Origin of the sequence: Holophaga foetida DSM 6591, assembly GCF_000242615.2 — a bacterium.
Taxonomy (GTDB): Bacteria; Acidobacteriota; Holophagae; order Holophagales; family Holophagaceae; genus Holophaga; species Holophaga foetida.
This window is the reverse complement of sequence record NZ_KI912268.1, coordinates 2884279-2897293: the sequence shown is the minus strand read 5'-3', so window position 1 is coordinate 2897293 and position 13015 is coordinate 2884279. Positions and strand designations below refer to the sequence as shown.

The window sequence follows — 13015 nt, the reverse complement described above, 5'->3', positions numbered from 1 at the left end:
ATGACGGAGTTTTCCAGCGGCAATATCTCCGTGCATCCCCGTCCATCCCCGGCTGAAAGGCCGTTGGCCGGGGATGGACGGGGATGCACGGGGAGAAAAGAAGACCCTATCGAGCCCTCAGTCCTCCTGGTCATCCCGGTCTACAACCACGCCCGCACGCTGCGGGGTGTGGTGGAAGCTGCGCTGGGTGAGGGTTTCCCCGTGCTGGTGGTGGATGACGGCAGCACGGACGCTCCGCTGGAGACCCTGCGGGGCCTGGATGTGCGCAGCCATCGGCTGGAGCCCAACCAGGGCAAGGGCGCCGCGCTGCTGGCCGCCGCTGGGATCGCCGAGGAGTTAGGCTTCGAGGCCATCCTGACCCTGGACGCCGATGGCCAGCACGATCCTCGCGAAGCCCACCGGCTGGTGGCCACGGCCTCGGACTGGCCCTGCCTCGTCCTGGGAATCCGGGCCATGGAGGGACCCGAGGTGCCCGGGTCCAGCCGCTTCGGCCGCGCCTTCTCCAACTTCTGGGTCCACCTGGAGTGCGGCCTGAAACTCCGGGACACCCAGAGCGGCTACCGCCTCTATCCGGTGGCCCTCCTCCGGAACACCCGCTTCCTCACCCGGCGCTATACCTTCGAGATCGAAGCCCTGGTGCGGGGGGCCTGGGCGGGCCTGCCGGTCCTGGAGGCGCCCATCTCGGTGAGCTACCGGGACCGCATCACCCACTTCCGGATGTTCAAGGACAACCTCCGGCTCACGGGCCTGCACAGCTTCCTGATCACGCGCTCGCTCCTGGGCTGGCCTGCGCGGAAGCTGCGGGAGCCGAAGCCCGAAGTGGCCCTCTGGGAAACCCTGCGCCACCCCATGACCCTGCTGCGGCGACTGGCCACGGAACACGCCTCGCCCATGGAGCTGGCCACCGCCATCGGCCTGGGGGTCTTCATCGGGGCCCTGCCCATCATCCCCTTCGGCATCGCCCTCATCCTCTACGTCCACCACCGCCTGCACCTCAACAAGCTGGCGGGGGTCGCCGCCAGCAATGTCTGCGTCGCCCCATTCGTCCCCTTCCTTTGTGTGGAGGTGGGCTATTTCATGAGGCATGGGAGGTGGCTGACGGACTTCTCACCCCAGGCACTCCTGAACGAGATCCACCTCCGCATCCTGGACTGGGCGCTGGGGTCCCTGGTCGTGGGACCGGTCCTGGGGCTGGTATTGGCGGTACCGGCCTATTTCATCGTGAAGGCGTGGCGGAGATAGGAAGGGGCAATATCGAAGCGGCCTTACTTCCAAGTAATGACATACAACATGTTACATGACTATTTTTAATTTATTAAAATCCTATTTTATCCTGCCTATTCTGTTCAAAGATTTTCAACAGGATGTGCACGAATGGACAGGATAAAGCAGTCAGCGGACAATGACAGCCCGCAGAGGTGCTTTGCCCCCAGCTCATGTCCTTTTCATCTACGGCCCCTAATTCTTGAGTAGCTCAACGCACTCGTTCCACCCGAACTCCCGTGCGTAATCCATGGCGGTCATCCCCTTGCTGTCCTGTACCCCGCGGTCGGCCCCCTGCTTGACGAACAGTTCCACCAGCCTTGGCTGCCCGTAGTAGGCCGCAAGGATCAAGGGTGTCGCGCCAACCGGACAGGCTCCGAACTTCTGCACACTCTTGACGTTGAGCGCAGCCCCCCTTTCCAGCAGCCATTCGGCAGCCCGGAGGTGGTTGTTGTAGACCGCCCAGTGGAGGGCCGTCCATCCCCAGCGGTCCACGTCCGTGGCCTTTTCCCCGGCATCCACGCAAGCCTGCATCTTGACGAGATCACCATCCGCGGAAGCGGTGGAGAGATTGTCCCCGGCCTGCACGCCGAAGCCGCAGGAGAGGAGCAGGCCGATTGCAAGCGGGCGGAGCAGACACATGGGAACTCCATGGAAAAGGGTCTGTCACACCATAAAACGGAGTGCCCCGGGGGGCCAAATCGTAATTTATGGGGTTCCCGGTGAGGTCCGTATGGATTCCAGCACTCGATCCAGAGGCCGGACCATGTGACGTTTCATATCCACCAGGATGGCGCGGCGGATGGCTGGGATGTGGACCAGGGCCCTCAGGAGGGTGGTCTTCAGTCGCGCCCCCCATTCCTTCTGGGGGAAATCATAGAAGTGGTGGGCCTTGTAGTAGCGGTGATCCGCCACGAAGGGGAAGCGCAGCTTGCCCCAGATCTCGTCCCTGAAGACCTTGGCGCCCCCGACACCGGCGAAGGTCCGGGGGGCCTGGTAGCCGACCTGGTGGCATTCCACCGCGCACTCCGCCGCCCCACGGATGGCCCGGTCGATGGCCGCCGTGTCCCGGGGCTCGTCCGTCACTAGCGCGGCCAGATTCCCCCCGCTGAACTCCTCCATGGTGGAAATGATCTGCCGCAGGTTGGCGTGCGCTGACAGCGGGCCGGACACGAGATAGACCACCTGCTTGCCCACGGCGTTGGGCTGGTGGGTGTCCAGGAAGCGGCGGTCGATGAAGGTCTTGGCCCGGGCGGACCAGTAGCGGTCCCGGATGCCGTAGGCCCACACCACGATATCGGCCCGGCGCAGCTTTTCCCGGTAGACGGCCTGGACTCCATCGCTGTCCCCGTAGGTACAGCGATTGTCCAATCCGCATTGGATGCAGCCCTGGCAGCCCCCCTTCATGGGGAGGGCGTTGAGATCCACCAGTTCGGAGTCGCCGCCGAACAGCTCCCCGAAGCGTTCCGCCATGGCGCGGATCCCGCTTCCGGGGGCACCGTCCGTGACAATCAGGGCCCTCAGCCCCCGGGGATCCACCCGGGCTGGTCCGGCCTGGGGAGCATAGACGTAGTCCCAATCGGGGCGCGGCGCGGTCTCACGGCGGGGGAGTTCTCCGCTGGCGGCCCGCCGGAAGGCCAGGCGCCCGAAGGCCTCCAGGCGGTTCCGTTCCGAGGCCTTCACAAGATCGTCCATGCCGGCGGAATAGACGCCGCACACCCCCATGCCCCAGTCCTCGGCCATGCCACGCACATATTCCAGGGCCGTATGGTCGTGCCAGTGGATGGAGGTGGCCAGGAGCAGGGCGGGCTTGCCCGCGAAGGCTGAGCTCAGGGCACGCTCCTCCACCAGTTCAAAGAAGCGCTTGTAGGCGGCGTGAACCAGGCAGACGTACAGAGGGAAGGCGAAGACCACCAGATCTGCTTCCCGGACCTTGGCGATCAGTTCGCCAAGGTTCTTCTCCAGGCTGCGAACGCTGGCGGCCACATAGACTTCCTCGAAGCGGTGCTCCGGAAACCTCATGCCCAGGAAACGGGTGTAGCGGAGGGTGATGCTGGCCTCTCCCTTGGGGCTTCCGCCCAGTACGAGGATCTTCACGATGGCTCCTTTCCTCAGTTCCGCCGCAAGGCGTGTCCGACGAACTCCAGAGACTGGGCCATGAAGGTCGCGGGGTCGAATAGCTTGATGCCGGAGTCTCCCTGGGCCTGCCTCACCGCCCCCATCACGGCGCTGGAGTACGTGGCCAGGAGGGCGGCCACCAGCTCGGGATCCAGGTCGGGGCGCAGGCTGCCGTCAGCAATCCCTCGGCGGATCGCCTCTGTCATCGCCCCGTGCATGCGCCGATGGGCCTCTCCCATCTCCTGGAAGCCCCGGGTCTCGGCGGCCATGCACCCCACCAGCGCCCGGCCTTCCGCCAGGACCCGGAAGCTGGCAGGGTGCTCCTGGGCAAAACGCTCGAAGGCGAGGCCCATGCCGGCGATCTCTTCGAATCCGCTTCCGCAGCCCTGGGTGGCTCCATGGAAACAGTCCGCGAGGCCCTCCAGGGCCTGGGCCATGACCCCGCACCAGAGCTCCTCCTTGGAGGCGAAGTAGCCGTACACCGTCCGCTTGGTGAAGCCGGAGGCCTTGGCCACCTGGTCCATGGTGGCGCCCGCAAAGCCCAGCTCAGCAAAGCGTTCCCGGGCCGCCACCAGAATGTGGTTCCGGCGGCCTTCGCGTTCCTGGGTCTTGAGGTTTTTATCCAACGCGGTCTCCGAGCTTCAGGCTGGTATCAATTTCAGGCCAGCAGCCTTGGCTTTTTTGAGGAGGGCATGGGGGATGGCATCCGAGGTCCTAGAGCCCGGTCGGGTGATGGAAGCAAGGGTGCTATAGCCAGCGGTGCGAAGAACCTCTTTGATGGCCCGGATGGCACCTCGGCTCTGCGGGAAGATGATGTTGAAGGGCCAGGGCGTGGTGCACGCCGTGATGATCAAGGCCCGCTTCCCCTTCTGTCTCGGGATCGGGATCCCCCTGAGGCTCTCCCCCATGAATACCGGAACCGTTCGGTCGAAAAGCACCTTCAAAGGCCCACTCATGTTCCCCCAGCAGGTAGGGGTGCCGACAACCAGAGCGTCGGCCTCCCGGATTCTGGCGGCCAGAAGGTGGGCGTCGTCTTCAGGCAGGATGCAGGTTCCCTTTCCCCGGCAAGCCATGCAGCCCGTGCAGAATTTCATATTCAGTGTGGGCACATCGACCCACTGAATATCGGCTCTAAGGTCTTCCACTACAGCCCCGAGGAGCTTGGCGACCATACCCCCTGCCCTTGGACTTCCGTTGAGCACCAATACCTTCACCCGTTCCTCCCTGCGAAACAGCCACCAGGGTTATACCCATAGTGGTTGAAGTATACCGTAAGTATACGCTCCACAAGGAACGACGCAATCTTTCCGGGAATGCTGCGGGTGCGCACCGATGGTCAGGGCCAGCAGCCGACTGACGAATTCGGCTACTTGAGGGTCTTCGCGAGACCCTCGATCTTGGCGCGCGAGTAGAAGCAGCAGATGCCCCGCTTGGAGTCCGGCTGAAGGTCGGCGGCCTTGACGGCCTCCTTGAGCTTCTTCTCGGGCAGGCCCAGTTCCTTGGCCCAGTTGGTGATGCTGCGAAGGTCTTCGGTGGTCATGAGCGCTCCAAAGTGCACACTGCTTTGTGGATATGGCCTTGGATGCGCCCTTCCCCCGAAGTGTTCCCGGGCTCACAGTTTGAGCGGACCAACCCCATGAAACGTTTAGTGGCCCAAGAGTCGTCGATCAGGCGAGGCAGACCCCAGTGGCCGAGGTAGGGGCGGAGTGGGAGTCGCTGGGGTGACCCGCACGGTCACCCAGGCCCAACCGGGGACAGCCTCGTGGCGGAAGCACGCGGGTTCAAACCTGGATGCCATGATCCAGTTTTGGATCTCCTGTTGCCGGGACTGGAGGGAGGGGAATTGGGAGTCAGGCAGGCTCGGACTTCCAGAGGGGTGGCCATGGGAGCCTACTTCGCAGGAGGGGTCTTGGGGCGCATGGGGACACCGGCCATGGGCGGCTCCGGCTTGGGCTCCTTTTCCTGCCCGGGGTTCCCAGGGGTGGGAGGCTGCGCGGGAGGCGGGCCGGGACTGCGGGGAGCCTGCGGCTTGCCCCTGAGGCGGCTGGGCTTCCTGGGGGCGGACTGGGCTTTGGGGGTCTTGGCCTTCTCCTGGGCTTGCTCTGCGGCCAGAGGGCAGCCCAGGAGGGCCGCCGCCAGGGCCAGCCCGGCAGCCATCTGGGGGTATCCGGGCTCCACAGGCGCCTGATGGGCCTGGAGTGTGGGCTTGGGGGTCATGCGTCCTCCCTTCCGGCCACTGGGGCGTAGAATTTCTGTATGAAGCTGGGGTTGCGCTCTGCATAGAGCCTTTCAGCCACCCGGTCCGCCAAGGGGATGATCCGCCGCTCGTGCTCACAAAGAATGGCTGGGGGCTGGTGAAGGTTGCCCGTGGCTCGCCAGTTGGTGCATCCGCACCAGCGGAAACAGCGCAATTTCAGGGTGCAGTCCCCACAGGGCAATTGAGGCTTGGCCTGGCAGAGGACCCGGCATCGAGCCTTGGGATCCAGCCCCCTCCAGACATCACCGATGGCCTGTTGCCCATCGTCGGCGCCCACGAACTGCAAGCAAGGATAGAGCCGCCCGCTGGGGCCGATGGCCAGGATCTGGTCCCCCAGATCGCAGCAGGCCGACCGGGCGGTGCCCCCGGAGGTCCAGGTGAGGATGTGGTCGTCCAGGAAGGAGAGGTGATAGGCCTGGCCCGCCCGATGGTCCCGGATGTAATGCTCGGCCACCTGATGGTACTGGGCCTCAAGGATATCCAGGGACTCCAAGGACCATGCTCCTGCATAGTCCAGTCCCATGGAGAGGTCCCGGAAACCCAGGCTCAGCAGGGATGCCACGGAATCGGCGAGCCTCCCGGCGGTCTGGGGTGTGATCACAGAGCTGACCTGGGCCTTCGGGTGGTGTGCCAGGAGCTTCGGCACCCAGCGGAGCACCTCGGCGTAGGAACCCTGGCCCTGGGGGGTCTTCCGGTGAGTGTCGTGGGCTTCCTGGTCTCCGTCGAGACTGAGGTAGACCTCGACGTCTTCCGCCTGGAAGTGGTCCAGGAGAGCTTCGCTCAGGTGGGTGCCATTGGTGGTGATGGCGATATGGGTCCGTGGGGTGTCCCAGCTGCGGCACACCCGCACGATCTCCCGGACCAGATCCGGGAAGAGCAAGGGCTCTCCGCCAATGAGGGTGAGGGCCAGGGTGCCCTGGGCACGGGCCTTCAGGAAGGCCAGGCTCTGGTGCAGGGTGTCCGGCCCGATCGGGGCCTTTGGGCATTGCGAGGCGTAGCAGTAGCTGCAGGCAAGATTGCAGGATCCGCTCAGGAAGAGGGCGGCCTTCATGGAAAAAACCGGTTCATACGGATAGCGCGGGGCATAAAGAAGGATAGCAACGATTGATGGTTGCGAGTAGGACATACCCCGGCAGCCGGGGGTTCCCCCGAAGCTGACACCTTATTTCAAGTACGGCTTCAGGTACTGCCCCGTCACGCTCCCCTTGGCCTTGGCGATCTCCTCCGGGCTTCCCTGGGCGATGACCCGGCCACCCTCGCCGCCACCTTCGGGGCCCAGGTCCAGGATCCAGTCGGCGGTCTTGATGACATCCAGGTTGTGCTCGATGACGATGACGGTATTGCCGGTCTCCACCAGGCGGTTGATGACCTCCAGGAGCTTCTGGATGTCTTTGAGGTGCAGGCCGGTGGTGGGCTCGTCCAGGATGTAGACAGTCTTCCCGGTGGCGCGCTTGCTCAGTTCCTTGCCCAGCTTGACCCGCTGGGCCTCGCCACCCGAGAGGGTGGTGGCGCTCTGGCCCAGGCGGACGTACCCCAACCCCACGTCCGACAGGGTCTGGAGCTTGTTGGCCAGCTTGGGAAGCGGGCCGAAGAGCTGGAGGGCCTCCTCCACGGTCATCTCCAGCACGTCCGAGATGCTCTTGCCCTTGTAGTGGATCTCCAGGGTCTCGCGGTTGTAGCGCTTGCCCTTGCACTGCTCGCAGGTGACGTAGACATCCGGGAGGAAGTGCATCTCGATCTTGATGACACCGTCGCCCTCGCACTTCTCGCAACGCCCGCCCCGGACATTGAAGCTGAAGCGCCCCGCTGTGTAGCCCCGGGCCTTGCTCTCCGGGAGCTGGCTGAAGAGCTCCCTCAGGGGCGTGAAGAGCCCGGTGTAGGTGGCGGGGTTGCTGCGGGGGGTGCGCCCGATGGGGGCCTGGTCGATGTCGATGACCTTGTCGATGGCCTCCAAGCCCTTGATGGACTTGTGCTTGCCCACGACATGGGCCCCCTGGTGGAGCTGGTTGGCCAGGGCCTTGTAAAGGATCTCGTTCACCAGGGTGCTCTTGCCGCTGCCCGAGACCCCGGTGACGCAGGTGAAGATTCCCACCGGGAACTTCGCGTTCACATCCTTGAGGTTGTTCTCCGTGGCCCCCAGGACCTCCAGATGGCCCCGTTCCGCCTTCCGGCGCTTGCGGGGCACGGGGATCTTGTCGCGGCCTGAGAGAAAATGGCCAGTTATGGATGCCTGGTTTTCAGCCACTTCCGCAGGCGTGCCCTGGGCCACGATCCAGCCCCCGTGCTCCCCGGCACCGGGCCCCATGTCGATGAGGTGGTCCGCCTCCTGCATGGTTTCCAGGTCGTGCTCCACCACCAGGACGCTGTTGCCAAGGTCCCGCATCTCCTTGAGGGTGTTGAGAAGCTTGTGGTTGTCCCGCTGGTGGAGCCCGATGCTGGGCTCGTCCAGGACATAGAGGACCCCCTGGAGCTTGCTGCCGATCTGGGTGGCCAGGCGGATGCGCTGGCCCTCGCCACCGGACAGGGTGGCAGCGCTGCGGTCCAGGGTCAGGTAGCCCAGACCCACATCATCCAGGAATCCCAGGCGTTCCTTGATCTCCTTGAGGATCTTCTCGGAGATCACGGCATCCCGGCCCTCCAGGGCCAGATTCTCGAACCACTGGCGGGAATCCCGCACACTCTTCTGCACCACGGAGGCGATGTGCTCGCCCCCCACGAAGACGCTGAGCACCTCAGGCTTGAGGCGAAGCCCCCCGCAGGTCTCGCAGGGGATGACCCGCATGGATTCCTCCATCTCGGCGCGGATCTCCTCGCTGGTTGTCTCCCGGTAGCGGCGCTCCAGGTTGCCGATGATGCCCTCGTAGTGGTGCGTGAACTCGTAGCGGCTCTTGCGGCTCTCGTAGGTGAAGCGCATCGCCTTGCGGGTGCCGTGGAGGACAATCTGGCGCACCTCCTCATCCATGTCCTTCCAGGGGGTGTCCAGGTCGAAGTGCATGGCCCTGGCGAGCTGGTCCATCATCTGGGCTCGCCAGCCGTCGTCCTTGACGCTCTTCCACCCCGAGGCCTGGATGGCGCCCTGGTTGATGCTCAACTCGGGATTGGGGACGATCAGTTCCTCGGCGAACTGGCGCTTGAAGCCCAGGCCGTCGCAGGTGGGGCAGGCCCCGAAGGGGGAGTTGAAGGAGAAACTGCGGGGTTCGAGGTCCGGAAGGCCCAGACCGAAGCGGGTGCATTTGACGTTGTTGCAGGCCAGCTTGGAGGAGAGAAGTTTTTCGGTCCCATCAATTTCCAGTAGGGCCGAACCCTCCGCCAGGTTGCAGGCGATCTCCAGGCTGTCCGCCAGGCGGCTCTGGATGGAGGGGCTCACCTTGAGACGGTCGATGACCACCTCGATGGTGTGCTTCTTCTGCTTGTCCAGGTCCGGCAGGCCCTCGGTGAGATCCAGCATCTCGCCGTTCACCCGGGCCCGGATGTAGCCCCGCTTCATGAGGTCCTGGAGCATCTTCTTGTACTCTCCCTTCCGGGCCCGCACCACCGGGGCCAGGATCTGCACCCGGCTGCCCTCGGGGTTGGCCAGGATCAGGTCCGCCATCTCCTGGATGGTCTGGCTGGCGATGGGCTGGCCGCAGGCCATGCAGATGGGCTTGCCCGTGCGGGCGTAGAGGAGTCGCAGGTAGTCGTAGATCTCCGTCACCGTGGCCACTGTGGAGCGGGGATTCCGGCTGGTGGTCTTCTGCTCGATGGAGATGGCCGGGGAGAGCCCCTCGATGCTGTCCACATCGGGCTTCTCCATTTGGTCCAGGAACATCCGGGCATAGGCCGAGAGGCTTTCCACATAGCGCCGCTGTCCCTCGGCATAGAGGGTATCGAAGGCCAGGGAGGATTTGCCGCTCCCGGAGAGCCCCGTGATCACCACCAGCTGATTGCGGGGGATCCGGAGATCGATGTTCTTGAGGTTGTGCTGCCGAGCGCCCCTGATGTTGATGAATTCCATGGCTTCCTCACCCGATCCCCATTGGATGCCATCGGAGGCGGGGGCGCGTTTCGCTTAAATTCTGCCCCCACCCATCCCATCCCGCAAGCCATGAGCACAGGAAAGGAGGGCAATCGCGAGCGCAGCGAGCAGGCGGTCCCCCCTTTCATGGCAGATAAAGAAGCTATCCAGGAGCGAGGTGCTTGGGGCGGCACGACGCGGACGATCAGTTCACCTGGATGGAATACAGGCAGAAATCATTGGTGCCGAGGTTCTCTACCCGGATGACCGACAGCCCCGCAGGGATGGAGACACTCAGGGTGGTGGTGTCCGCGAGTACCAGCGGGTTGTGGGCGGGGATCGCCAGCTCACCCTGCTTCACCCCGTTCAGCCATACGGCCACAGTGGTGCCGTAGTAGCTGGCAACCCGGAGGCTCAGGCTGCCCGTGAAGGCCGCATCCGCGTGGAAGGGGTAGGCCACCCACTCGTTTTCCTCATTGCCCGCCACGGTGTCGAGCCCGCCCACCGGCTTCACATAGTCAAAGCCCGTGCGGATCTGGTAGCCATTCGCCTGCCAGTCAACCGCGATCATGGACCCGGGCAGGGCCTGACCCAGGGTGACGCTGGCCCGGGTCGCACCCTTGAGGGCATCCAGGGCCCGGAGCTTGGGGGTGTCGGCATTGGTGATGTCCGGGGTGAACTCCCACTGGGCGGCCCCCACCAGGGTGTAGTAGACCAGCAGGTCCCCACCCTGGGCCGACCAGGCGGCGTGGGTGGTCTCAACCATGTCCAGCATGCGGGAATCGGCGTTGATGGCCTGGGCTTCCGCATCCGAGTAGCTGTCCAGACTGGGGCCCCCCTCATAGGCGACCCGCTTGATCCCCTGGTTTTTGGTCCAGAGCGCATCAACGCCCATGCCCTTCACGTTGACGGTGGAGGGATAGTTCCCCGAGGCGAAGAAGCCGTCCAGGTCCGAGTGGGCCGTGGGCTCGCTGTTGACCCCGTAGTATCCCGAGCCCCCGGCGCCGTAGAGGTAGGACGCCACGGTGCGCTGGGGCGATAGGGTCTTCCCATAGGCCTCCAGCCAGTTGAGGGGCAGGGAGAGGGTGTTGTTGGTGTTGCCCTGCTGGGTCATGAGGAGGGGGCGGACCCGGTTCATCATGGAGGCATCCCCGTAGACCTCCCGGAAGATGTCGCTGATGGCGGCCATGCGATAGGCGGGGTAGATGTAGAGCCACTGGTACTGCCCGGACCCGCTGGGGGCCAGCGACCTGACCGGGTGGGTGGAGGGCAGGGACAGCACGATGTCGTGAATGACGTGGAAGCACTGGAAACCACCGGCGTAGTTCCAGATCTCGTTGGCGTACTCGAGGTACAGGCGGCGGTTGGAGTCCAGGGGCGGATAGACGGGGCTGGCCTGGGTGCTGGTGTAGGGGTTGGTACCATCGGTGCCGTAGCGGCAGGCCAGGGCAATCTTGCGCACGTAGTTGTCGTCGGCGGCCACAGGGATGTTCAGCCAGAAGTCCGCTCCCAGCGTGTTGCAGAGCTGGATCTGATGTTCCAGAGCGACCCCGGGGGAACTGCTGCTGGCGCTCCAGTCCTCCCCACCCGGGCCCGTGTAGGCCTCCCCAGCCTTGTAGAAGTGGAGGGGCGTCCGGCGCTGGGACCAGGTCTGGGTGAGGTTTACATTGGTACTCGTCCAGTCCATCATCCGCACCACATCCACCTTGCCCAGGGCCGTGAGGAAGGGAGTGGTGAAGACGGCGCTGCCATCGGAGGCATAGCCGGGCCGATAGAGGTGCAGGTCCGTGAAGCCGGTGTTGGTGGCGCTGGTGGCGGTCCGCTTGGTGTCGGTGAGCTTGAGACCACCGGAGCCGCCGGAGCTGCTGCTGATGGTGACATCCGCCGTGGTCGTATTGGTCGCGCTGTCATAGACCTTGTTGGTCACGGCTCCGCCGGACCACATCACCGCCACATCCGCCTGCCCCTTGAAGGTGAGCTTGTAGGTCCCGTTGATCTGAGCGGGTGTCCCCGTCCAGAAGACCGTGGAGGCATCTGTCGTGGGCCAGCCCAGGGCGTCCGCGGGAGCCGCAGTGGTCCATGCCGAGTCGTTCCACTTCCGGGCGTGCTTGGCCACATCCACAAAGGCGGAGCTGTCGTCCCAGTCGTTCAGGAACCAGGTGTTCATCCCGAGGTGGTTCTTGGTGGCATCGTCCTCGGGGAGCACCGGCAACGCTGTCGATGGCGTGGCTGGAGAGGTGGACGACGCACCCCCACCGCAGGCCAGGGCAAGAAGGAGGCCGCACCCAGCGAGCCCCTTCGATAGTGCAGCCACAAGACTCATGTCGACCTCCGTCCAACAGTGAAGAGATGAGACTTCGAGAATGATTGGGGCAGCACTATATGATAAATAATTAATCAAAAGAGGCGACCAAAGGCCACTGGGACAGCGAAGTCTAGGGCAGCACCCATGGCCAAGCAAGCCCCATGGAAATAATGAATGTATCACTCCAGGTTTTCATCCACCATGACACTGTAATGAAAAACCGAGATACCACGGAAAGCCCCGTAGGACCGCAGACGAGCTGAGGCATCCAGCAATTCCCGGCGGATGCGCGCTTCGGACTGCCCATGGAAGCTCGTGTGTTTCTCGTCGCTGGGAGCGAAGTTCACGGCGATCACCACAGGTTTGCCGATATGGCTGGCGTAGGCCAGTTCCCCCTCGGCGCCGCTGACCAGCCGCTGGGCCGTGTCCCGGTAGTCCATCAGCACCGCCCCATCGGCGGCATCCAGGATCCATTCGTTCAAAGGGCGGGTGCGTCCCCGCCGCCGCACCTGCACCCGATCGAACCAGAAGGGGGTGCAGGCCTGGAGGCGGAGCCGACCCCCCAGCGCCTCCCGGAGCTTCTCGAAGAGGTCGAGATACTGGTTGGCCACCGCCTGGGGATCCGCCTTCCACCGGGGAAGCAGGTAGGGTTCGACATCGAACTGGATGGCCTCGGGGGCAGGCCTGCCCTGGCGCTCCAGGCCTTCAGCAAAAGCGCGGGCTTCCCGGGCCACCCGAAGAGCTTCGCCATGGCCCGGCTCCAGGGCCCAGGCGGAGCGCCCGGCCAGCAGCGTAACGGACACACCGGCCTCCCGGGCAAGGGAGATGAAGGCCCCCAGGGCCTCCGGGCACTCGCGGACCAGATGGGCGCTCTGGAGGTAGACCTGATCGAGCTTCCACTGGCGCGAGAAGGTCAGGAAGCCCCGCATGGCCTGGGGATCCCGAACCACATCGGAATAGACGTAGACCCCTGAGACATCCGGAATAGGCCCCTCTGGAAGGTGCGAAGGAGCTCGGCAGGCCAGGAGGCAAAGGAGGGCCAGGGCCGCGATCGCCAGGGCTTTCCGCATATCCACCC

General features: G+C 64.4%; 11 protein-coding genes. 1 reads left to right on the top strand and 10 read right to left on the bottom strand.

The features are described from left to right. Positions 1-1242, top strand: coding sequence for a DUF2062 domain-containing protein (locus HOLFODRAFT_RS0212970; protein ID WP_005035995.1), 1242 nt, complete (start codon positions 1-3; stop codon positions 1240-1242). A gap of 216 nt (positions 1243-1458) precedes the next feature. Here the strand turns inward: HOLFODRAFT_RS0212970 and HOLFODRAFT_RS0212965 are convergent, their stop codons facing one another. The 10 genes from HOLFODRAFT_RS0212965 to HOLFODRAFT_RS0212920 form a co-directional block, all read right to left on the bottom strand. Beyond that, a complete protein-coding gene (locus HOLFODRAFT_RS0212965; protein ID WP_005035994.1) occupies positions 1459-1905 on the bottom strand; it encodes an ankyrin repeat domain-containing protein in 447 nt (148 codons plus the stop codon). A gap of 66 nt (positions 1906-1971) precedes the next feature. Further along, the gene (locus tag HOLFODRAFT_RS0212960) at positions 1972-3360 is read right to left on the bottom strand and encodes an NAD(P)H-dependent oxidoreductase (protein ID WP_005035993.1); all 1389 of its coding nucleotides are present in this window, start codon (positions 3358-3360) and stop codon (positions 1972-1974) included. Between the two features lie 14 nt (positions 3361-3374). Further along, positions 3375-4007 carry a TetR/AcrR family transcriptional regulator gene (locus HOLFODRAFT_RS0212955; protein ID WP_005035991.1) on the bottom strand — a complete coding sequence of 211 codons (633 nt, stop codon included), beginning with the start codon at positions 4005-4007 and terminating at the stop codon, positions 3375-3377. 15 nt (positions 4008-4022) lie between these two features. Next, entirely contained in the window at positions 4023-4595 is a 573-nt protein-coding gene (locus tag HOLFODRAFT_RS0212950) for a flavodoxin family protein (RefSeq protein ID WP_026939304.1), read from the bottom strand. 152 nt (positions 4596-4747) lie between these two features. Then, positions 4748-4921, bottom strand: coding sequence for a DUF3606 domain-containing protein (locus HOLFODRAFT_RS24565; RefSeq protein WP_005035989.1), 174 nt, complete (start codon positions 4919-4921; stop codon positions 4748-4750). Between the two features lie 350 nt (positions 4922-5271). After that, the gene (locus tag HOLFODRAFT_RS0212940; protein WP_005035988.1) at positions 5272-5598 is read right to left on the bottom strand and encodes a hypothetical protein; all 327 of its coding nucleotides are present in this window, start codon (positions 5596-5598) and stop codon (positions 5272-5274) included. Next, positions 5595-6689: a radical SAM protein gene (locus tag HOLFODRAFT_RS0212935; protein WP_005035987.1), complete on the bottom strand. Its 1095-nt coding sequence runs from the start codon at positions 6687-6689 to the stop codon at positions 5595-5597. Before HOLFODRAFT_RS0212935 ends, HOLFODRAFT_RS0212940 begins: the two co-directional genes overlap by 4 nt. Positions 6690-6800: 111 nt before the next feature. Beyond that, the gene (gene uvrA, locus HOLFODRAFT_RS0212930; RefSeq protein WP_005035986.1) at positions 6801-9632 is read right to left on the bottom strand and encodes an excinuclease ABC subunit UvrA; all 2832 of its coding nucleotides are present in this window, start codon (positions 9630-9632) and stop codon (positions 6801-6803) included. Positions 9633-9837: 205 nt separating this feature from the next. Next, on the bottom strand, positions 9838-11955 hold the full coding sequence (locus HOLFODRAFT_RS0212925; RefSeq protein WP_005035985.1) for a hypothetical protein: 2118 nt from the start codon (positions 11953-11955) through the stop codon (positions 9838-9840). A gap of 161 nt (positions 11956-12116) precedes the next feature. Beyond that, positions 12117-13007: a hypothetical protein gene (locus HOLFODRAFT_RS0212920; RefSeq protein ID WP_005035984.1), complete on the bottom strand. Its 891-nt coding sequence runs from the start codon at positions 13005-13007 to the stop codon at positions 12117-12119. Between the last annotated feature and the right edge of the window lie 8 nt (positions 13008-13015).